The following is a 20,238-nucleotide window of genomic DNA, read 5'->3' on the forward strand; positions in this document are numbered from 1 at the left end:
GCGTCGCGGCATCTGCCGCGGTCAGCGCGGGATGGATGGTGACCGTGCCACCCTTGGGCCAGCAAACAGGCTGTTTCGTAGATGGGTCTCATCCTCGTGGCTTCCTCGCCGCATGCATGCGGAATGTGGGTGCGGATCACAGCGGTCCGACCGGATATGAGGTGATGCAGTGAGCAACTGCATAAATCGCCGGAAGCCAGTCCCTGAGCGCACCGACCGCGGCGGCACGCTGCGCTACGCATGGCTCCGCGCGCCGCCGCTCCACCGAACGTAAAAATCACATCCAAGCCCCGCCGGGATGCTTGACTCAAAACGCCTCATATGAGGGTGGGCAAAGCGAAGCGTGCCCACCATCTCCCGAGCGAGCTGTTAGATGGTGGGCACGGCGCGTTGCGCCTTTGCCCACCCTACAGAGATTGCCCCTACACCCTCACCATCCGCTTGCCTCGGTTCTCGCCGCCGAGCAGGCCGATCAGCGCTTGCGGCGTGTTTTCGATGCCGTCGATCACGTCTTCCTGCACCTTGAGCTTGCCTGACGCGACCCAGGACTGCAGGTCCTTCAACGCCGCGGCGCTCTGGTCCATGTAATCCATCACGATGAAGCCTTGCATGACGAGGCGCTTCACCACGATCAGGCCGGGCACGCCGCGGGGGCCGTGCGCCGACGGCACGCCGTCATATTGCGAGATCGCGCCGCAGCAGGCGATGCGGCCGCGGTTGTTCATCAGCGAAAGACAGGCTTCGAGAATGTCGCCGCCGACATTGTCGAAATAGACGTCGATGCCCTTGGGAGCGGCGGCACGCAGCGCCTTGAAGGTGGCGCCGTCCTTATAGTCGACCGCGGCGTCGAAGCCGAGTTCTGATGTCAGCCACTGGCACTTGTCCTTGCCGCCGGCGATGCCGATGACGTTGCAGCCCTTGATCTTGGCGATCTGGCCGACGATCGATCCGACCGAGCCGGCGGCGGCCGACACCACGACGGTCTCGCCTTCCTTCGGCTTGCCGACATGCAACAGGCCGAAATAGGCGGTAAGGCCGGCGACGCCGTAGACGCTGAGCAGATGCGTCATCGGTTCCATCTTCGGCATCTTGTTCAGATGCTTTGCCGGCACGGCGGCATAATCCTGCCAGCCGGTGTCGCCGAACACGATGTCGCCCGGTGCAAGTCCCGGCGCCTGCGAGGACACGACTTCCGCGATGCTGCCGCCCGCCATCACGGTGTTGGCCTCGACCGCCGCACGGTAGGTGGCGCCGTGCATCCAGGCGCGATTGGCGGCGTCGAGCGAGATATAGCGCGTCCGCACCAGCACCTCGCCGTCCTTCGGCGCAGGAACGCTGCCGTTGACCATCTTGAAATGCTCAGGTCCGAGCTTGCCGGTCGGCTTCTCGACCAGCAGGATCTGACGATTGACGGTGTCGCTCATGACGTTCTCTCCCCTTGGTGTCGTATTCTGACGCTCTCTCCGGATCATGATCGCGGACAGGCGTTCGGTCGCACCGATTGTGCGCCACGTTCAGAAAAAATCCAACTCTTCCGCGCGGCCGCCCCTGACGACCGTTGCGTACTCGACCGCCAGGAATAATCCGCCGGCCACATACACTTTTCGCTTTTGTGCTCGGGCCATATCCTGCGAGAGGCGCGCGGCCTCCGCGATCGTCGCAGCGACCTGAATGTTCGCTGTGGGATTACCGCGCCTGGCCGCAGCAGCGATGGCTTTCCCATCAGCTCCCTTGTGATGCGCCGCGGTGCAGATGATGGTATCGAAGGAGGGTGCCAGCGCGCCGACGATCTCGTCCGCCTTCTTGTCGCGCGAAGCGCCGGTGACGAGAATCCAGCCGTCCGCGCCATGGACTGACGTGAGGCTCGCAAGGGATTGCCTGATGCCATCAGGCGTGTGGCCGACGTCGATCAAGGTTAGCGGATGCTGCTGGATCACCTCCAGGCGGCCGGGCCATCGCGCATCACGCAGGCCTGATCGGATGGCCGCTTCGATCCGCTCGGGATCATTGCGCGGATGGCGTTGCAGCCAAAGCAGAAACAGCGTCGTGGCGATGGCAGCGTTGTTGAACTGGAACGCGCCGGGCAGGCTCACCTCGATGCCGGGGAAATCGTAGTCGCCGAAATGGAAATCGAAATGCTGGCCCGATGTCGCCGCAACCTCATTGTCGATGCCGATTTCGTCGCGGACGAACAGCGACGTGCAGCCGCGCCAGCGATTATATTCGACGAGGTGCCGCCGCAGGCCGCCGCAGTTTTCGCCATAGACAATCGTGCCGGCGGCGGCGCAGGCGTCGCTCTTGTCTGATACGATCAGTTCAAGCGTGTTGCCGAGCAGTTCGACATGCTCGTAATCAATCGAAGTGACGCAGGTTTCGCGGGCACCGATCAGGCGGACCGGATCGTAGCGCCCGCCGATGCCGGCCTCGAACACGGCGAAATCACATCCGCTCTTCTGGAAGTGCAGGCAGGCGAGCGCGAACAGCGCTTCGAAAGCACCGACTTGTTCGCCGCGACGCTTCGAGACATCGTCGATCGCGGCCTCGACCTGCCGCTTCAGCCGGGCGAACGTGTCGTCACTGATTTCGACGCCATCGATCTGGATGCGTTCGTTGAAACGAAACAAATGCGGGGAAGTGAAGAGACCCGTGCGCAGGCCATAGGCGCTGCCGATTCGAGCGCACATCGCCGCCGTGCTGCCCTTGCCATTCGAGCCGGTTACCACGACCGAGATGCGCCGTAGCTGCGCGCGGTCGACAGCCAGCACGTCCAGCAGTTCCGCCATGCGCGCCAGGCAGATGCCATCACCAAATTTTGGCAGATCGAACACTACAGCAATCCCATGGCGGAAAAGGTGTGATGCCAGATCTTCAGGATGAGGTCGCCGCGATTGGAGTCCTCCAGCAGGCGGATCGCGGGGTTCGAGTTCACCTCGATGATCTCGATGGTCTCCGGATTGCCGCCGACATCGACGAACATGTCCACCGCCGCGACACGAAGCCCGAGTGCGCGGGCAGACTGCCGCGCCAGCGTAACCGCCTTTTCGGAAGGCGCTGGTGCCAGCACCATCGTGCCGCCCGCGCTCAGGTTCATTCGCCCGGGGATCTCGTGGCGCTCGCCCTTTGCCGGCACCGCATCGAGCGATGGATCGTTGACCGGCAGCGCAGCAGGCGACAGGCCGCGGGCGCGCAGGGCGTCGTTATGGGCGGCAAGTAATTCACGAATGCTGTGCACGCCATCGCCTGAGACGGACGGCGGATATTTGCGCGCGCAGTAGAGCGCGTCATCGTCGAGCAGGAAAACGCGATACTCGACACCTTCGACGATCGGCTGGATCAGGACCGCGTCGTAATACTTCATCACGTCGTCGAGATGGCGAACCAGCGCCGTTTCGCCGTGAACGGCCTGCGCAAAATCGCCGCGCGATCCTGTGAGCGGCTTGACGAAGGCTGCGCCGCCCAACTTTCCGAAATAGTCGATCGTATCGCTGCGCTCATGTCCCTCCGGGCGATGTGCGCGGTGGCGGTCGTGCAGGAAAAAGTATTCGCCGCCAAGCGCCGGCACGCCGGCCTCTCGCAGAATCCGGCTTGCGAAATATTTATCTGATGCCAGCGCCGAGGCGGTGGCATTGTTCTGCGGATACCAGGAGCATCGGCCGGCGCCGAAATGAAGCAGCCTGTCGCGCGAGGCGACGCTGAACAGCAGTCCCGAGCCGCCGTCGAGGTCGCGAAACACGAGGCCAAATTCGGCACAGGCAAATTCCGCATAGACCGACTGGTCCGGATAGAAGCCCGGTTTTCCCTTTCGAAACGCTATTGGGCTCAGCATGCGATCTCTTTTGAAACGTTCTTAATTTGCCGTAGTCATTTATTGCCAGATGGGCCTTGAATTCAGCAAGTTAATTGCGTGAAGGCCGCATTAACGAAGCCAATCGAACCTTTTTGCAAAATAGACCGACAGCTATTCCGAGTTCTCAATTGTGCTGTAGGTCATATTGACTATGTGTGTGCCGTGCGCAAATGAAGCGCCAAATCGCCGATGATTTCGCTGATTTTTGGCACTTTGAGGCCCGAAGACCGAAACGTTCTACACCGAGACGTCAGGAAAAACGAAAACACATGAGCGCGTTCTATCGAGAGAAAGTTCTTGCTGTTCGCCACTGGACCGACACGCTTTTCAGCTTCCGGGCCACCCGCGATTCCGGCTTCCGCTTCCAGAACGGCCAGTTTGCGATGATCGGCCTCGAGGTTGAGGGCCGGCCGCTGCTGCGCGCCTACAGTATGGCGAGCGCCAATCACGAGGAAGAGCTCGAGTTCTTCTCGATCAAGGTTCCGAACGGTCCGCTGACCTCGAAACTGCAGAAGATCCGCGAGGGCGATGAGATTCTGGTCGGCCGCAAGGCGACCGGCACACTGATCACCGACAATCTGATTCCGGGCAAGCGCTTGCTGCTGCTGTCGACCGGCACGGGGCTGGCGCCGTTCGCGAGCCTGATCAAGGATCCTGATGTCTACGAGCGCTACGAGACCATCGTGCTCGTGCATGGCTGCCGTCAGGTTTCCGAACTCGCCTATGGCGAGGATCTGGTCGCCACGCTGCGTGACGACGAGCTGTTCGGGCCGCTGTTGTCGGAGAGGCTGCTGTATTACCCGACCGTGACCCGCGAGCCGTTCCGCAACCGCGGCCGCATCACCGACCTGATCTCGTCCGAGCAGTTGTTCAACGACATCCACCAGTCGCCGCTCAACATCGACACCGACCGCATCATGATGTGCGGCAGCCCGGCGATGCTGGAAGAGCTGAAGCAGATGTTCGAATCCGGCGGCTTCATCGAAGGCAGCGGCAGCAAGCCCGGCCATTTCGTGATCGAAAAGGCGTTCGTCGAGCGCTGATAAGTTTCCGGTCATCCCGGGGCGCGTCGAAGACGCGAACCCGGGATCTCGAGATTCCCCGGTGCGCAATTGCGCACCTGAGGTCTGGTCCTTCGGACCATCCCGGAATGACAGCCGGCCATGTAGCCCACCCCGTTCCCTCACTGCTATAACCACTCCCCAACGTCGCGCGGCGTATCCGATGCGACGATGAGGGAGTTTCGTGCTTGTCGCTACTTGAGCCAACCGGCCGGCCCAAGACCGCCTTCGTCTTCGCAGGCGGCGGCAGCTTCGGCGCGATCCAGGTCGGCATGCTGCAGTCGCTCGCCGCCTATGGCGTCACGGCGGACATGGTGGTCGGCTGCAGTGTCGGCGCGCTGAACGGCGCGTTCTATGCCGGCGATCCCACGCCCGACGGCGTGCAGCGGTTGGCCACGATCTGGCGCGGATTGCAGCGGCACGACGTGTTTCCGATGAGCTGGCGCACGGTGCTGAGCTTCCTTTGGCGCCGCGATTTCCTCATTCCCCATGACGGCATCCGCAAGCTGATCGACGATCACATTCCCTATCGCAATCTCGAAGAAGCAAAGCTGCCGGTGCACATCGTTGCGACCGACATCATCTCCGGCGACAGCGTGGTGCTGTCGGAAGGTTCGGCGGCGGAGGCGATCGTTGCGTCCACCGCGATCCCCGGCGCGTTCTCGCCGATCCGCTACAAGGACACCTATCTCGCCGACGGCGCGATCTCCAGCAACACGCCGGTGCAGGTCGCGGTGAAGCTGGGCGCGAAACGGCTGATCGTTCTGCCGACCGGCCATGCGTGCGCCAATCAGGCGCCGCCGGTCGGCGCGGTCGCCAATGCGCTGCACGCGCTGACGCTGCTGATCGCGCGCCAACTGGTCAACGAGCTTGAAATGCTCGGGCCCGACATCGAGTATTTCGTGGTGCCGCCGCTATGTCCGCTGGTGGGTTCGCCTTACGATTTCTCGCGCACCGCCGATCATATCGACCGCGCCATTCTTTCCACCGACGCCTGGCTGGTCCAGCACGGCCTGCAGCAGGGCAGGATTCCGCACGAGATGCGGCTACACAGCCACTGAGCCGCGGCGGCGGAGGTGGCTTCGTTGCACTGCAAAAGGCGGCAGGCTTATTTCGGCCGGGCGAGGCCGGCCGTCCATTATTTTTTCAAGCCGCCGTCACTTCCGTGAGGACCGCTTCGTATATCGTGTAGCGCGCGCCACAGCGGTTGGACTAAGCTGCTGGCCGGCAAGGATAATCGGCTGAGGGGTTCCATGGAAACGCTGCTGCTTCCGTTCTCGCCACGCTACATCGTGCTGACGGTCTGCGCCGTCGTCACGGCATTGCTGATCGGTATCGGGATTTTCGACCATAACGTGAAGGTGTGGGAAATCCTGCTGATCCCGATCGTGATTTTCGGCGCGCTCACGGTGCTCGGCATTCGCGATCTCCTGCAGAAGAATCATGCCGTCCTGCGCAATTATCCGATCTCGGCGCATATTCGTTTCCTGCTCGAGGAAATTCGCCCGGAGATGCGGCAATACTTCTTCGAGAGCGAGAAGGACGGCATGCCGTTCTCCCGCGATACTCGCGCGCTCGTCTATCAGCGCGCCAAGATGCAGCTCGACAAGCGGCCGTTCGGCACCCAGGAAGATGTCTATCGCGAGGGTTACGAATGGATGCATCATTCGGTGGCGCCGAAGACTCGTGGGGCTGCGGAATTCCGCGTCACCATCGGCGGCCCCGATTGCACCAAGCCGTATTCGGCGTCGGTCTTCAACATCTCGGCGATGAGCTTTGGCGCTCTCAGCCCGAACTCCGTGCGGGCGCTGAATACCGGCGCCAGGAAAGGCGGCTTCGCGCATGATACTGGCGAGGGCGGCGTCAGTCCCTATCATCGCGAAAACGGCGGCGATCTGATCTGGGAGATCGGCTCCGGCTATTTCGGTTGCCGCAACCGCGACGGTTCGTTCAACCCGGAGGAATTCGCCCGCGTCGCGGCCGACGATCAGATCAAGATGGTCGAGCTCAAAATCAGCCAGGGCGCCAAGCCCGGCCATGGCGGCGTGCTGCCGGCCGCCAAGGTCTCGGAGGAGATTTCCAGGATCAGGGGCGTGGCGATGGGCGAGGATTGCATTTCGCCGGCCACTCACGGCGCGTTTTCGACGCCGCTGCAGATGATGGCTTTCATCGGCGAGATGCGCCGGCTGTCGGGCGGCAAGCCCGCCGGGTTCAAGATGTGCATCGGTCACCCCTGGGAATTCCTGGCGATCTGCAAGGCGATGCTGGAAACCGGCATCTATCCCGATTTCATCGTCGTCGACGGCAATGAGGGTGGCACCGGCGCGGCTCCGCTGGAGTTCATGGATCATCTGGGCATGCCGATGCGCGAGGGCGTCAGTTTCGTCCACAACGCGCTGATCGGCATCAATGCGCGCGACCGCATCAAGATCGGTTGCGCCGGCAAGATCGCGACCGCCTTCGACATGGCGCGGGCCATGGCAATCGGCGCGGACTGGTGCAATTCCGCGCGCGGATTCATGTTCGCTCTCGGCTGCATCCAGTCCTTGAGCTGCCACACCGATCGCTGCCCGACCGGCGTGTCGACGCAGGATCCGATCCGTGCCCGGGCGCTGGTGGTGCCGCTCAAGACCGAGCGGGTCTACATGTATCACCATGCCACCTTGCACGCGCTGTCAGAGCTTCTCGCCGCTGCCGGCCTCGACCACCCGAAGCAGCTGCGGCCAATCCATTTCTCGAAGCGCACGTCGAGCACGGAGGTGATGTCGTTCGCAAAACTCTATCCGACGCTGCGTCCGGGCGAGTTGCTCGAAGGCACACAGGATCCGCGCTTCCGCGATGCCTGGGCGATGGCACGCGCGGATTCGTTCCAGCCGGTGGGGTAGAAATCTCAGCGGTTTCCCACGCTCTTTTGACCTCATCCGGATGGGATTTCTGGTAAGAGATTTGCTTCCGTGGTGGGAAGGTGGGAACCGGTACCCACAAGAAAACGAGATAATGATCTACCTCGATCTCGGGATCGTTGCGGTCCTGATTGTCACCAACGGCTTGCTCGCAATGTCAGAGCTGGCCATCGTTTCTTCGCGGCCGGCACGACTGGCGGCACTAGTTGAAAAGAACGTCAAAGGTTCCCGCCGCGCGCTGGCTCTGGCGTCCGATCCGGGCAAATTTCTCTCGACGGTGCAGATCGGTATTACGCTGATCGGCGTGCTGTCCGGGGCATTTTCCGGCGCCACGCTCGGTCTGCGACTGACGAACATGCTGGTCGAAGCCGGATGGTCGCAGGGTCTGGCTGACGTTATCGGAGTCGGGACCGTCGTGACGGTTATTACTTACGCGTCGCTCATCATCGGCGAGTTGGTGCCCAAGCAAATTGCCCTGCGCGATCCGGAATCGGTGGCAATTCGCGTGGCGCCTTACATGACGCTGCTTGCGAAGGTCTCATTGCCTGCGGTGTGGCTTCTTGATCGTTCCGGCAAGGCATTGTTGTGGCTGCTCGGTCACCGTGGTGCGGCTGGAGAGAAAGTCAGCGAGGACGAGATCCGCTCCCTGGTCGTCGAAGCCGAAAACGCTGGGGTGCTCGAACCCGGGGAAAAGGAAATGATTGCTGGCGTCATGCGCCTCGGCGATCTCCCCGTCGGTGCCGTCATGACGCCGCGTCGCGAGGTGAGCATGATCAACCTGACCGACGATATGCAAGCCGTTCGCGCCGCGCTCGCGGCCAGCAGCCATTCCCGTTTTGTGGTGTTCGATCCGGCCACCGATGCCGCGGTCGGCATCGTCCAGGCCAGGGATATGCTGGACTGCTATTTGTCGGGGCAGACGCCCGATATCGCCAGGCTGGTTCGCACCGCGCCGGTCATTCCGGAGTTTCTCGATGCGAGGGACGTCGTCGCCATCCTGCGCGATTCCGCTGTTCACATGGGACTGGTTCACGACGAATATGGCGGGTTCCAGGGCGTGGTGAGCAGCGCCGATATCCTGGAATCGATCGTCGGCGGTTTCCATACCGAGGAGGGGCCGCCGGAAGCAGCCGTCATCCGGCGCGACGACGGCTCGTACTTGATCTCGGGGTGGATGTCGGCCGTCGAGTTTGCTTCGCTGCTCAAGTTCGAGTTACCGGTGTCTCGCCATTACCAGACGGTTGCGGGGTTTCTGCTCAGCCAATTCGGCCGGATTCCCGATATCGGCGATCACGTCGCGGTGGATGGTTGGCGTTTTGAGATCGTCGACCTCGACGGCCGGCGCATCGACAAGATCCTCGCTACGAAGATCGGCGATGCTTCGGCCAGGAACGACACGTGACGCGTCGGATGGTGAGACTAAAAGTCATAGCCGCCCTTTACAATCTGAAGCTGGATTGTTGCCCTCATCGGATTTGTTGGCATCTTCGTTGAGTTCTCGCGCGGCCTGACGATAAAACTCTTCGTCTCTACCTTTCGGCTCGCCTGCTTGCTGCCACAACTCGTAAGCTCGCCGTGTAATCCTCATTAGTTGGCTATCGTCCATGTTATCTCTCCTTCCGAAGCGCTCGCGGAGAAACGAAATATGGATACCCCTCTCAGGCGCTCTGCCATCGAGCTTGTCGCTTGGGCGTTGACGCATCCGTACGCCGCTTGGCAGAATATGTTGATCTCGCAAAAGCGATCATCAATGAAAGCGCGAGCCCGTGTCAGGAAAAACCTGTCGGATACGCAATATGCAAATACACCAATTGTGCTTGTTCAGGCGGTCTTACTGGGTCGCTAGTTGGCATTCGCGCATAAGCCGGCGGTCTTTGTGGGTCATTTTGTTCATTTTTGTATTCCCCGCCTACTGCCTAGCCGGTGAAGGGAAACCCATCAGCATCACCGTGGTGGCCGACCATACGAAGGCCAGCGGACAGCCTTGGGACGGCATTCCAGGCCTTGGCGGAGGACGAGGTCCGACGGCCATTCCCATCCCCAACAAAAATGCGCCGCCCGATCTGGCGGTCTGCGTCGTTCGTTTGGAAACGCCTCCGGAATGCAGCATGCGGTATGTGAACTTGAAGCAATATTCGCTTTGCCAGAACAGCTATGATTGCATTTTCAAGCGGGTGAGCATCCCCGATAGTGCTTTCGGGCTCATCATTCTGGATTTGGACTTACGGCGGCATGACCTGGTTGGTTTCCTTTTAATGACTGCTGAAAAGGCTCTTACTCCTGACCAGCGAGCCGCTTTGGAAAGTGAGATTCGGAGAAGAGCGGACCAGTTAGCGCCCCCATTTTCCCAAGCAGAGAAGCAACGCAGGTTGAGGGAGATGCTTGTTGTTCCGATGGACCGCTGCGCCGAAGCTAAGGGATGCAGGCTCGTCCAATCCGAAATCCGCGTGAATTCGGCCGAGTGATCCTTGCCGGGGCAGCTCCGTCCCGTCGCCACGTCAAAGGTGATACGAGCGGCAAGCCGCCCTTGACGTGCCGCGCGGCGACTATCCTTAGTGCCGCTTTCCCCATTCACAAGGACCCGCTTGCACCGAGCTGCGACCAGACGCGACCACGGCTGTCGCACAAGGGGCTAAACGACGAACCGTGGCCGCTCCGGCCGGAGGAGAGGGACCGATCCTCCAAGCGTCTTCACGGCGGGGCGGAGCCTTTCGCAGCATACTTCACTTGCCGGTATCGCAAGCCTTCCTTGGCGATTTCGTCTGAACTCAACTCCCGCTCTGCTTTCACCCGCCGAAGATCGATTTGCGAACTCAGGCTGCGGCGCACTGCGTCCACTGCCGATTGCCTGGTCGGATGCCCCACGTAGAAAAAGCAGTACTCAAAGAATACACCACCTCTTTGGCGCCGGCCGATGCTTACGACCCACGCCTTTCTCGCGCATTCTTCCATTCGATCGCCCTGTCCCGAGATCCCACCAATCGAATCTTTCCGTGTTGTACCTGACCTTGGCCTCCGCGTGTGTCAGGATATCCCCGACGAACAAGGGTGTGCGCCCCCTGTAAGGCTTCCAGCTCCCAGGAGCTGTGCGCTGCCCTTTCTGAGAACGTCGATGATCGCCCTGCATTCCAGGGTTGAGACTGCAAATGGTTAGTGCATTCACCTATTACGAAGAGAACCCTGCAAGGTGCGTCTAGAGATAACTCAACCCCAGCGACTCGCTAGGCTTCGGGACCGACTTCCCTCGGCGTCTCGGATGACGGCCACCGAAAATGGCCTGCGCCTCCCCCGCACGCGCAGGTGAAACGCGTCTGCGGCCAACTCATCTAACCAAATCTCATCGCGCTTAGAACTCTCCGTGCAGCCGCCCGGAGAACACGTGGACCGGGCCGCGGTCGGCATTAAACGCGGGGTTGGTGACGAACTGGTAGTCCGCCGTCAGCGTGATCGCTTTGGTAAGCGCGTAAGCGTAATAGGTCTCGAGGATGCGTTCCTTGCGGTAGTTGAGCTGGCCATCGCCGATCAGCGGGCCGAGTCCGCCGGCGGCAAGGAAGTCGCGATGATCGCGCGATAGCGCGTTGATCGCGCCGGCGATGCCGATGGTGTCGTCGGGCCGCCCCCATTTGCTGCCCTTGATCGAGGTGCCGAGCGAGAGCGAGGCATCGATATCGGTGAACGACATGATCTCGGTCTTGCCGTTGTTCCAGCTCCAGCGGCCGAACAGGCCGATGTCGTCGGTGACCGACTGTTCGACGTTGAAGACGTAGCCGTATTTGAGCCGGCCCGTACGCGTCAGCGCGATGTCCATGTTGAGCGTCGGATCGTTCAGTGTGTCGCGATAGCTGCCGGAATTGGCGCTGCTCACCCAGCCGATGGTGCGCAGCTTGCCCGGACGGTTGAAGATCGAATAGCGCGTCTCCAGTTCGGCGACATACTGGCCGCGACGGAAAACCTGCGTATCGAAATTGTTGGAGTTGGATACCGCGCCCATCATGAAATAGCCGGCGCGCAACGCCCATTGCTTCTGGTTGAGCTCGGCGGTGAAGCCGTAGGTCAATCCAAGCTTGTCGGCGGCATAGTCGAAGGCGCCGGGCGCCCAGATCGACCAGTTCATGAAGTCGCGCCGGGTGTCCTTGGCGTAGGAATTGCCGTCAAAGACATCGCCGACCGAGAACTTGCCGGCCTGCAGCGTCAGGCGGTTGACGTCGACCTTGCCGGCAAGCTGCTGCTGCCCGCTGGCAAGCTCTTCCTGCTCGCCGCCAAATCCAAAGGTCTGGCGCACATAGAGCCGCGAGGTGTTGTAGTGCGGGTAGGGGAAGTTCGACTTCTGCGCCTCGCCGCTGGTAAAGCCGGCGACGCCGACGGTGTCGCTGAGGCCAAAGCCCTGCAGCAGTTCGGGATTGTAATAGACCTCGCCGCCTTCCCAGAGCCGGGCGTTGAGGTAGAGGCTGTTGCTCCAGGTCGCCTGCGCCTGTCGCGCCGGCGTCAGGCTGTTGGTGCCGGTATAGGGCGCGCGGAATGCCGGATAGCCCTGGCCGAGATAGGTGGTCTGGCCGTGGATTTCCCAGCGATCGGATTCCGGATCGGTGAGGTCTGACTTCGGCGTGCGGCTGTTCGATCCCGGCCAGTCGACCTTGCGGTTGAGGCCGATACGGATCTGCTGGAAATCGAGCGTGGAAGTGTGCTCTGCGCCCGAGGGGAAACGAATGTTGGCGCGATCGAGCTGGCTGTAGAGATATTCGAGCTTGACGCTCCAGTGCGGCGCGAAGGCGTATTCCACGCCGGCGCCGGCGGCCCAGCCGGGGCGGACATTGATGATCTTCTGGTCGGTGCCGACATCGGGCGTATTGATGAAGCGCTCGCCGGCAAAGGTGAAGCCCCCGGTGGCGTAAAACAGCCAGTGGCCGCTGGCGTAGCCGATGCGGCCGCGCACGGTGCCGGCATAGTCGAACGCCTCGACGACCTCGGAACGCGCGCCGGTCAGCGTGGAGACGATCTTGTTCGAGGTGAAGTAGTTCGGAAACGTCAGGTCGGCTTCGACGCCGAGCAGCACGCCGGACGGCAGCTGAACATTGTAGCCGCCCTGGACACCGCCGGTCGCGCCGCTGAAGACGCTGTTGGTCGAGACCGCCAGCGGATCTGACAGCGCCGCGGTCGAAGACCCGCGGCTGTAGCCGGTGTGCGCGCCGATATAGAAGCCGCTCCAGTCGAATGCCGGGCGAAGATAGGACGCCTTCAGCGGCAGGTCGGCCGCGATCGCCGGGCTGCCGAGCGCCAGCGCACCAAACGCGGCGCCGGCCAGCGCATGTTCCAGGGGTCGGCGGTTGCGGTTCACGATGCTGATGTTCCAGGCGCGACGTTTGCTGTCGCGCACCATCACCGCAGATTCGAACGCCTGCCGCCACCCAACAAATGAAGTCATCAAACCTGCAGCCCCAATGCCTACGGTTCTCCCGGCCAGCGCCGGACCGGAATACCGCCGTTCACGCCCAATCCTTATTGCGAACAATTCGCAACAGCAAGAAGAAGGCGACCGCTTCGGTTCGATGGCACCGTTATGTGACGCTGCTGCAACAGCCTTGCGATATCGCGGGTGGGAAGGCGGCGTCCGTTCGGACACATGGCTGACGCGCCGTCGCTGGTTGCCGGCCGGTCCGCGCAAAAGGTTGACCCGCCCGGTGGGACGCCGGGCGGGTCGTGTTCGGCACGGGGGTGGATGAGGCGCCCGTGCCGGACGCAAATCCACGACAAAGCGTTTTCGAGCGAAGTGGGCCTTCCGGTTCGCGTGAAGAAAACGCGTCAGACAAGAGAAGCGTGTTCAGCGGCTGATGTGGTTCGCTTGCGAAAGAAGACGCTTCTCAGCAGCAACCAAGTCAGCCGAAGAAATCAGTAACTGCAGGTACGGACGCGGCCGATGTAATTGCCGAAGGCGTCGTACTGGCGAACCCAGCCGCAGCGGCGATAGCCGTCGTAGTAATAGCCGGGGCCGGAAGCGGCGATCGCGGTGCCGACGATGGCGGCGCCAACGAGGCCGGCGCCAACACCCCAGTGCAGCGGCTTGGCCTGCGCCTGCGAAGAAGCCATGGCGCCAGTGACGGCAAGGGTAGCGAGAGCGATAGCGGCGAACTTGGTCTTGATCGACATGGAAGTCTCCATCCTGTGTTGAGCGGCCAGTGTGGTCCGCATGCCCAGTTGGACGGAGCGCCCCCGAAAGCGGTTCGAAAAGACCGCCGGAAATATGGTTTCGTCAATTATTTCCTAGAAATTACAGATAGTTAGCTGAAGAGATCTCAGCTTCGTATTTTCCGAAGAAACAATTCCGGATCGAATGTGTCGACATCCTCGAGCAATTCGCAGAATGCGCGCGCGCCGTGATCGAGCAGTTGTTCACCCTTCTCCGCGGAAGCCTTGGTGGCGTCGCCGACCGCGCCGCTTTCGTTAAGGTCCTGCGCCTGCCATGCAAACGGGACCGGCCGATGCGCGGAGAGCCAGCGAAATTTTTTCTCCATCGCGATGCTGGAGGATTGAAAATTGGCGATCGCTTCTTTCCGCACGGTGTGCGGATAGCGCGCCAGCATGATCGAGGTCTCGACCGCGCCGCCATGAATGCCGTGACGGATTTCTTCGGCGGAAAACAATCCATCCGGCGCGCCGAAGCGCGACCAGCTTGTCGTCACCACCAGCAGGCCGTGATGCGCGCGCAGATCCTGCGCGACCAGCGACATCGCCGCGCTGTTGCCGCCATGGCTGGTGACGATCACCAGCTTGCGGATGCCAGCTTGCGCGACGCGCTCGCCGATCGCCATCCACGCCTTCAATGCGGCATCGGTCGGCAGCGTCTGCGTTCCCGGATAGTCGATATGCTCGGTGGAAATGCCGACCGGCTGCAGCGGCAGAAAGGTGACGGGAAGCGCCACAGGCACCAGTTCGCGCACCCGCGTCAGATAGGCTTCCCCAATCAGGACATCGGTTTCCAGCGGCAGATGCGGGCCGTGCTGCTCGGTTGCCGCCAGCGGCAGCACCGCGATCCAGCGCGCGGCCTCGGCCCTGGCGACCTCAGGCCAGTGGATCTCGGTCCAGTCATGGGGCGGAACGGTTGTGGCCATCGAGCGAAGCGTTTCTTTGGATGAATTTGCAGGGTAGTTTGTTAGATAGTCAGGGAATTGATCCAATCCCTGGATACAGCCGTGGGACGATATCCACGTCCACTGCCTCCATCATGGGCCAGAACGATCGACGGAGTCCAACCATGAACCCGGCCTTTTTGCCGCGAGCGTTAACCGCAGGTCTTCTGGCGCTGGTTTCCGCCCTGATGCCCGCGCGCGCCCAAAACCTCGACAAGGTGTCATTTGGAACCAACTGGGTCGCGGAGGCCGAGCATGGCGGCTTCTTCCAGGCGGTCGCCGACGGCACCTACAAGAAATACGGCCTCGACGTCACCATCGTTCCCGGCGGGCCCAACACCAACAACCGCATCCTGCTGACCGCCGGCAAGCTCGACTTCTTCATGAGCGCGAACACGCTGCAATCCTTCGATGCCGTCTCCAACAACGTGCCGCTGATTGCGGTCGCCGCGGTCTTCCAGAAAGATCCGCAGGTTTTCCTGACCCATCCGGAAACCAAGATCACCAAACTCGAAGACCTCAAGCCGCTGACGCTCCTGGTGTCCAAGGAAGGCGTGGCGAGCTACTTCCAGTGGCTGAAGTCCGAATACGGATTCAACGAGAGCAAGGTAAAGCCCTACACCTTCAATCCGCAGCCCTTTATCGTGAACAAGCAGAGCGCGATGCAGGGCTATGTCACCTCGGAGCCCTATGCCGTGGAGAAGACGGCGGGCTTCAAGCCCGGCGTGATCCTGTTGGCCGATCACGGCTTCAACGCCTATTCGACGCTGATCGAAACCCGCCGCGAGATCGTCGACAGGAAGCCGGACCTCGTGCAGCGCTTTGTCGATGCCTCCGTGATCGGCTGGTACAATTATCTCTACGGGGACAATTCGGCCGGCAATGCGATGATCAAGCAGATGAACCCAGAGATGACCGACGAACTGCTCGGCTATTCCGTCGACAAGATGAAGGAGTACGGCATCGTCGATTCCGGCGATACCTTGCGCGACGGTATCGGCGCCATGACCGACGCGCGGGTGGCGAGCTTCTTCGACAAGATGGTGCGGGCCGGCGTGGTTCGCCGCGACATCGACTACCGCCAGGCCTACACGCTGCGCTTCGTCAACAAGGGCGTCGGTCTCGACCTGCGGCCGAAGAACTGACGCGAGATGGCGGAGCCCGCTTTGTCCGAGACGGATATCGACGCGGCGGGCCTTGCCGTGCGTCTGCGTGCCGTTACCAAGACCTATGACACCGGCGTGACCGCGCTGGGGCCGCTCGATCTCGACATCGCAAAAGGCGAATTCGTCTCTCTGCTCGGGCCTTCCGGCTGCGGAAAGTCCACCGCGTTGCGGCTGATCGCGGGGCTCGCTGCGCCGAGCGCGGGCACGGTGGACGTTTCCCATCGCGCGAGCAAGGCCGATGGGCGGCATCCCATCGGCTTTGTGTTTCAGGAGCCCACCTTGATGCCGTGGGCGAACGTGCACGACAACGTGCGCCTGCCGCTGAAGCTGGCGCACGTGACGGCGACTGAGGCCGACCGGCGGATCGAGGAAGCGCTGGCGCAGGTGGGACTGGCCGAATTTGCCGATGCCTATCCCCGCGAATTGTCCGGCGGCATGAAGATGCGGGTATCGCTGGCGCGCGCGCTCGTGACCGACCCGGATATTCTGCTGCTGGACGAGCCGTTCGCGGCGCTCGACGAGATCACGCGCTTCCGCCTCAACAACGATCTGCTTGATCTGTGGCGCAAGCTGCACAAGACCGTCATCTTCGTCACCCATTCGGTGTTCGAGTCGGTCTATCTGTCGCAGCGCGTGATCGTGATGACGGCGCGGCCGGGCCGGCTTGCCCGCGAATTTCGCGTCATGACATCGGAGCCGCGCAGCGAGGAGTTTCGCACCTCGGCGGAGTATGCTGCCCACTGCCGCGAGGTCTCAGGCGCGCTCGCGCCTTCCTATTCCGGGCAGCGTAGCGCATGAGTTCCCTGCAGAACATCGGCCGCATGCTGCTGCCCATCGCCGTATCAGCGGCGGGCCTCGTGCTGTGGGAGCTCGTGGTCCGCGTCAACGGCATCCAGCCCTACGTGCTGCCGAGCCCTTATGTCGTGTTTCAGACGCTGGTCAGCGACTGGCCGGTGCTGTCGGAATCGCTCGGCGTAACCCTGCTCACCACGCTGCAAGGTTTTATCGCGGCCGCCGTCGGCGGCATCGCGCTGGCGCTCTTGTTCAACCAGTCGAAATGGCTGGAATATTCGCTGTTTCCCTATGCTGTCATCCTGCAGGTCACGCCCGTGATCGCCATTGCGCCGCTATTGCTGATCTATCTGCCGCAGCAGACCGCGGTCATCGTCTGCGCCTGGATCGTGGGATTCTTCCCCGTTCTGTCCAACACCACGCTCGGGCTGAATTCGGTGGATCGCAATCTGGCGGGGCTGTTTCATCTCTATGGCGCGTCACGGCTGCAGACGCTGCGGTTTCTGAAGCTGCCGGCGGCGTTGCCCTATATCCTCGGCGGCTTGCGGATCGCGGGCGGCCTGTCGCTGATCGGCGCAGTGGTCGCCGAAATCGCGGCGGGCTCCGCGGGCTCGGGCTCGGGCCTGGCGTTCCGGATCGCCGAGTCAGGCTATCGCCTCAACATTCCCCGAATGTTCGCGGCGTTGCTGTTGCTGTCGGTGGCCGGGATTGTCATCTATGGGCTGCTGGCGCTAGTTTCGCACCTGGTATTACGGCGCTGGCATGAAAGCGCGCTTGGAAAGGAAAATTGATGGCTGCCGCTGATATTTCGTCCGAGAAGATCGATCTCCTGATCTATGGCCCTATCAGGCCGATCCTGGAAAACGGCTTTTCGGATCAGTACGTCCTGCATATGGCGGAGAGCCGTGCCGACCTCGAGCGATTGACGCCGGATGCGGTCGCGAAGATCCGCGGCATGGCGGTGACCTATCACATGGTGCCGGCCGATGGTAAGGCGCTGTCGCATTTCCCCAAGCTCGAGATCGTCGCGAGCTTCGGCGTCGGCTACGACCACGTCGACTCCGCTTATGCGCGCGAGCACAATATCGTCGTCACCAACACGCCCGACGTGCTGACGGAAGAAGTCGCCGACGTCGCGATGGGGCTCCTGATCTCGACCTTGCGCGAGTTCGTCAAGGCTGACCGCTATCTGCGCTCCGGCCTGTGGCAGGCGCAGAACTATCCCTTGAGCGCCGGCTCGCTGCGCGACCGCAAGGTCGGCATCGTCGGCATGGGTCGTATCGGGCAGGCGATCGGACGCCGGCTGGATGCCTCGCTGGTGCCGGTGTGCTATCACTCGCGCAATCCGTCCTCGGCCGTCTCCTACAAGCATTACCCTGACCTCCTGGAAATGGCGAAGGACGTGGACACGCTGGTCGTGATCGTGCCCGGCGGCGCCTCCACCGCGAAGATGATCAATGCCGATGTGCTCAAGGCGCTCGGTCCGCATGGCGTCCTGATCAACGTCGCGCGTGGCTCCGTCGTCGACGAGCCGGCGCTGGTCGCTGCGCTGAAATCCGGCACCATCCTCGCGGCCGGCCTCGACGTGTTCGCCAATGAGCCGAACGTGCCGGACGAGCTGAAGGCCATGCAAAATGTCGTGCTGCTGCCACATATCGGCTCGGCTTCCGTGGTAACGCGTAACGCCATGGATCAGCTCGTCGTCGACAATCTGAAGAACTGGTTCGCCGGCAAGGCGCCGTTGACGCCAGTTCCGGAAACCCCTGTAAAGGGACGCTGATGTCGCGCAGGTGTTCAGGCATCGCGGCTGCGCTGACGGCGCTGCTTATGCTTGCGTCGCAGGCAGCGGCGCAGGATGCCTCGACCCTGAAGAAGGAAATGATCGGGCAGTGGGAGCTTGCCACCACCGAGCGCAGCAAGACCTGCGTCGTCACGCTGAAGAGCGATACGACGGCGCAAGGGCTCAAGCTCGAGCTTGAGCCCGGCTGTCCCAAGGCGTTGCCGTTCACCAAGGACATCACCGCCTGGAACATCAAGGGGCTGGATATCGTACGGCTGCAGGATGCTGCGGGCCAGCCGGTGATCGATTTCACCGAAGTCGAAAGCGGTATCTTCGAAGGCTTGCGGACCGGCGAGGGCGTCTACATCCTGCAGAACCTCGCCGCCGCGCGCTCGCTTGCCAAGTCGATGGACCAGATGATCGGCGACTGGTCGATGGTCCGCGGCAACGGCCGTCCGATCTGCGGCCTGACGCTGACCAACACCGAAGCGACCGGCGATAATTTCCAGGTGTTCTTGAAGCCGAAATGCGATCCCGCGGTCGCGGCCTTCGCGCCGACGGAGTGGCGGCTGGATCGTGGGCAGATGATCCTGACGTCGAAGTCCGGCGAGAGCTGGCAATTTGAGGCAGACGACAATGCGCAGTGGCGGCGCGTGCCCGATACCGCCGATCCCCTGATCATGCTGCGGGGACAGTAGCGTCCAGTGGCTCGGATCGTGAACCAGGACGTCTACTCATAAATCAGGTGCTTATTCTTGGTCGCGCCTGATGTCGGCTCATAGCTCGACAGCAACGCAAAAGCGGACGTCGCCGAAGGGCCACAAGCGGTCCAGCGGCTCAAAGGCGGGAACGTCGCAAAGGGCCGTAACCCCCTTCATATGCGGTCTTTCATAAGGTAGTTGGTGGGTTACGAGAACTAGACCTTGGTCATCCCAATGTTGCGCAGGCTAGTCTTTATTATCGTCGCACTGACAGTGACCGCGCTGTGCGCTGCCGCGGCCGGTCCATGGCTGCTCTACTGGTATGGACTTCGACAAATAGATGGTCGTCCGACCGCAGCTACTCATATCGCTACAGCTGAACAATCGGACCGCCTGTTTAAAAAGCTAAAGATAGCCCCACCGGTTCATCTCGAGATACTTTCGCCCTACACGTATGTGCTTCAAGGAGCACGCCCGACATCCAGCGGTCGGCTCGCGTGGAGTATCGCTAGATCCTACAATCTAAACCACTTGGGAGATCAAAAAATACGGATGTGGCATTTGTCCGGTGCGGCGCTGACGATATGGCTCACTCGCAACTGGACCCTGACCGAGCTAATCGCGAAGGCAGTCGAGTTGGAGGCACCCATGGGGGATTCGACCATCCCGTAAGCAGACTTTCGCTTCGGGTCAAAATGCGACATCGCCTAGACTTGCGCGCACTTCTGCTCTGCTCCCGAAGGCGGACATCGTCCGGCCCGCGCGCTCTGTTTCCACAAGGTCTCGTTGCAAAACGGCGGTGCTATTGGCACCGCCGCTATCATCGGCCGATTCGTTGGTCTTCTTGAAGTTTACTTTGCTGCT

At 61.7% G+C, this 20,238-nt stretch carries 17 protein-coding genes; 10 read left to right on the forward strand and 7 right to left on the reverse strand.

The annotated features are described in order from the left end of the window. Positions 1–422: 422 nt before the first annotated feature. The 3 genes from LMTR21_RS02260 to LMTR21_RS02270 form a co-directional block, all read right to left on the reverse strand. Entirely contained in the window at positions 423–1,424 is a 1,002-nt protein-coding gene (locus LMTR21_RS02260; RefSeq protein WP_065751705.1) for an NADP-dependent oxidoreductase, read from the reverse strand. A 90-nt stretch (positions 1,425–1,514) separates the two neighbouring features. Further along, complete coding sequence (locus LMTR21_RS02265; RefSeq protein WP_065751706.1) at positions 1,515–2,828, reverse strand: bifunctional folylpolyglutamate synthase/dihydrofolate synthase; 1,314 nt, start codon at positions 2,826–2,828, stop codon at positions 1,515–1,517. Next, positions 2,828–3,826, reverse strand: coding sequence for a hypothetical protein (locus tag LMTR21_RS02270; RefSeq protein ID WP_065751707.1), 999 nt, complete (start codon positions 3,824–3,826; stop codon positions 2,828–2,830). The genes LMTR21_RS02265 and LMTR21_RS02270 overlap by 1 nt, the downstream gene beginning before the upstream one ends. A 290-nt stretch (positions 3,827–4,116) precedes the next feature. Here LMTR21_RS02270 and LMTR21_RS02275 point away from each other — a divergent pair, with 290 nt between their 5' ends. The 4 genes from LMTR21_RS02275 (at position 4,117) to LMTR21_RS02290 (ending at position 9,213) form a co-directional block, all read left to right on the forward strand. After that, positions 4,117–4,890: a ferredoxin--NADP reductase gene (locus LMTR21_RS02275; RefSeq protein WP_065751708.1), complete on the forward strand. Its 774-nt coding sequence runs from the start codon at positions 4,117–4,119 to the stop codon at positions 4,888–4,890. A 206-nt stretch (positions 4,891–5,096) separates the two neighbouring features. Then, entirely contained in the window at positions 5,097–5,969 is an 873-nt protein-coding gene (locus LMTR21_RS02280; protein ID WP_065751709.1) for a patatin-like phospholipase family protein, read from the forward strand. Between the two features lie 192 nt (positions 5,970–6,161). Next, positions 6,162–7,793, forward strand: coding sequence for an FMN-binding glutamate synthase family protein (locus LMTR21_RS02285; RefSeq protein WP_065751710.1), 1,632 nt, complete (start codon positions 6,162–6,164; stop codon positions 7,791–7,793). A gap of 112 nt (positions 7,794–7,905) precedes the next feature. Continuing rightward, a complete protein-coding gene (locus tag LMTR21_RS02290; protein ID WP_065751711.1) occupies positions 7,906–9,213 on the forward strand; it encodes a hemolysin family protein in 1,308 nt (435 codons plus the stop codon). A 24-nt stretch (positions 9,214–9,237) separates the two neighbouring features. Here LMTR21_RS02290 and LMTR21_RS02295 read toward each other — a convergent pair whose 3' ends face one another. Beyond that, positions 9,238–9,417: a DUF2934 domain-containing protein gene (locus LMTR21_RS02295; protein WP_084030503.1), complete on the reverse strand. Its 180-nt coding sequence runs from the start codon at positions 9,415–9,417 to the stop codon at positions 9,238–9,240. A 280-nt stretch (positions 9,418–9,697) separates the two neighbouring features. Between LMTR21_RS02295 and LMTR21_RS02300 the strand changes: the two genes are divergently transcribed. Then, positions 9,698–10,276 (forward strand): hypothetical protein, encoded by a 579-nt coding sequence (locus LMTR21_RS02300; protein ID WP_141688184.1) that lies wholly within the window; start codon positions 9,698–9,700, stop codon positions 10,274–10,276. An 881-nt stretch (positions 10,277–11,157) separates the two neighbouring features. Here the strand turns inward: LMTR21_RS02300 and LMTR21_RS02305 are convergent. The 3 genes from LMTR21_RS02305 to LMTR21_RS02315 form a co-directional block, all read right to left on the reverse strand. After that, positions 11,158–13,233 (reverse strand): carbohydrate porin, encoded by a 2,076-nt coding sequence (locus tag LMTR21_RS02305; RefSeq protein ID WP_246175008.1) that lies wholly within the window; start codon positions 13,231–13,233, stop codon positions 11,158–11,160. A gap of 464 nt (positions 13,234–13,697) precedes the next feature. Further along, positions 13,698–13,955 (reverse strand): hypothetical protein, encoded by a 258-nt coding sequence (locus LMTR21_RS02310; RefSeq protein WP_065751714.1) that lies wholly within the window; start codon positions 13,953–13,955, stop codon positions 13,698–13,700. A gap of 146 nt (positions 13,956–14,101) precedes the next feature. Continuing rightward, positions 14,102–14,917, reverse strand: coding sequence for a creatininase family protein (locus LMTR21_RS02315; protein ID WP_065751715.1), 816 nt, complete (start codon positions 14,915–14,917; stop codon positions 14,102–14,104). Between the two features lie 143 nt (positions 14,918–15,060). On the opposite strand from LMTR21_RS02315, the gene LMTR21_RS02320 reads away from it, so the two are divergent. Genes LMTR21_RS02320 through LMTR21_RS02340 form a run of 5 tightly spaced genes read left to right on the forward strand, consistent with a single transcriptional unit; the run spans position 15,061 to position 19,371 of the window. Next, positions 15,061–16,080 (forward strand): ABC transporter substrate-binding protein, encoded by a 1,020-nt coding sequence (locus LMTR21_RS02320; RefSeq protein WP_065751716.1) that lies wholly within the window; start codon positions 15,061–15,063, stop codon positions 16,078–16,080. A 21-nt stretch (positions 16,081–16,101) separates the two neighbouring features. Beyond that, on the forward strand, positions 16,102–16,899 hold the full coding sequence (locus LMTR21_RS02325; RefSeq protein ID WP_246175009.1) for an ABC transporter ATP-binding protein: 798 nt from the start codon (positions 16,102–16,104) through the stop codon (positions 16,897–16,899). After that, entirely contained in the window at positions 16,896–17,684 is a 789-nt protein-coding gene (locus tag LMTR21_RS02330) for an ABC transporter permease (RefSeq protein ID WP_065751718.1), read from the forward strand. Before LMTR21_RS02325 ends, LMTR21_RS02330 begins: the two co-directional genes overlap by 4 nt. Continuing rightward, positions 17,684–18,673, forward strand: a complete 990-nt coding sequence (locus LMTR21_RS02335) for a 2-hydroxyacid dehydrogenase (RefSeq protein WP_065751719.1) — start codon at positions 17,684–17,686, stop codon at positions 18,671–18,673. Before LMTR21_RS02330 ends, LMTR21_RS02335 begins: the two co-directional genes overlap by 1 nt. A 47-nt stretch (positions 18,674–18,720) precedes the next feature. Then, positions 18,721–19,371: a protease inhibitor Inh/omp19 family protein gene (locus LMTR21_RS02340; protein WP_141688194.1), complete on the forward strand. Its 651-nt coding sequence runs from the start codon at positions 18,721–18,723 to the stop codon at positions 19,369–19,371. Positions 19,372–20,238 lie beyond the last annotated feature (867 nt).

The organism is Bradyrhizobium paxllaeri (assembly GCF_001693515.2).
Classification (GTDB): Bacteria; Pseudomonadota; Alphaproteobacteria; order Rhizobiales; family Xanthobacteraceae; genus Bradyrhizobium; species Bradyrhizobium paxllaeri.

Excerpts from the sequence above, each read along its gene's own strand:
- LMTR21_RS02260 (WP_065751705.1), bottom strand. The coding sequence starts at position 1,424 with ATGAGCGACACCGTCAATCGTCAGATCCTGCTGGTCGAGAAGCCGACC.
- LMTR21_RS02270 (WP_065751707.1), bottom strand. The coding sequence starts at position 3,826 with ATGCTGAGCCCAATAGCGTTTCGAAAGGGAAAACCGGGCTTCTATCCG.
- LMTR21_RS02275 (WP_065751708.1), top strand. The coding sequence starts at position 4,117 with ATGAGCGCGTTCTATCGAGAGAAAGTTCTTGCTGTTCGCCACTGGACC.
- LMTR21_RS02285 (WP_065751710.1), top strand. The coding sequence starts at position 6,162 with ATGGAAACGCTGCTGCTTCCGTTCTCGCCACGCTACATCGTGCTGACG.
- LMTR21_RS02290 (WP_065751711.1), top strand. The coding sequence starts at position 7,906 with ATGATCTACCTCGATCTCGGGATCGTTGCGGTCCTGATTGTCACCAAC.
- LMTR21_RS02295 (WP_084030503.1), bottom strand. The coding sequence starts at position 9,417 with ATGGACGATAGCCAACTAATGAGGATTACACGGCGAGCTTACGAGTTG.
- LMTR21_RS02305 (WP_246175008.1), bottom strand. The coding sequence starts at position 13,233 with ATGACTTCATTTGTTGGGTGGCGGCAGGCGTTCGAATCTGCGGTGATG.
- LMTR21_RS02310 (WP_065751714.1), bottom strand. The coding sequence starts at position 13,955 with ATGTCGATCAAGACCAAGTTCGCCGCTATCGCTCTCGCTACCCTTGCC.
- LMTR21_RS02315 (WP_065751715.1), bottom strand. The coding sequence starts at position 14,917 with ATGGCCACAACCGTTCCGCCCCATGACTGGACCGAGATCCACTGGCCT.
- LMTR21_RS02320 (WP_065751716.1), top strand. The coding sequence starts at position 15,061 with ATGAACCCGGCCTTTTTGCCGCGAGCGTTAACCGCAGGTCTTCTGGCG.
- LMTR21_RS02330 (WP_065751718.1), top strand. The coding sequence starts at position 16,896 with ATGAGTTCCCTGCAGAACATCGGCCGCATGCTGCTGCCCATCGCCGTA.
- LMTR21_RS02335 (WP_065751719.1), top strand. The coding sequence starts at position 17,684 with ATGGCTGCCGCTGATATTTCGTCCGAGAAGATCGATCTCCTGATCTAT.
- LMTR21_RS02340 (WP_141688194.1), top strand. The coding sequence starts at position 18,721 with ATGCTTGCGTCGCAGGCAGCGGCGCAGGATGCCTCGACCCTGAAGAAG.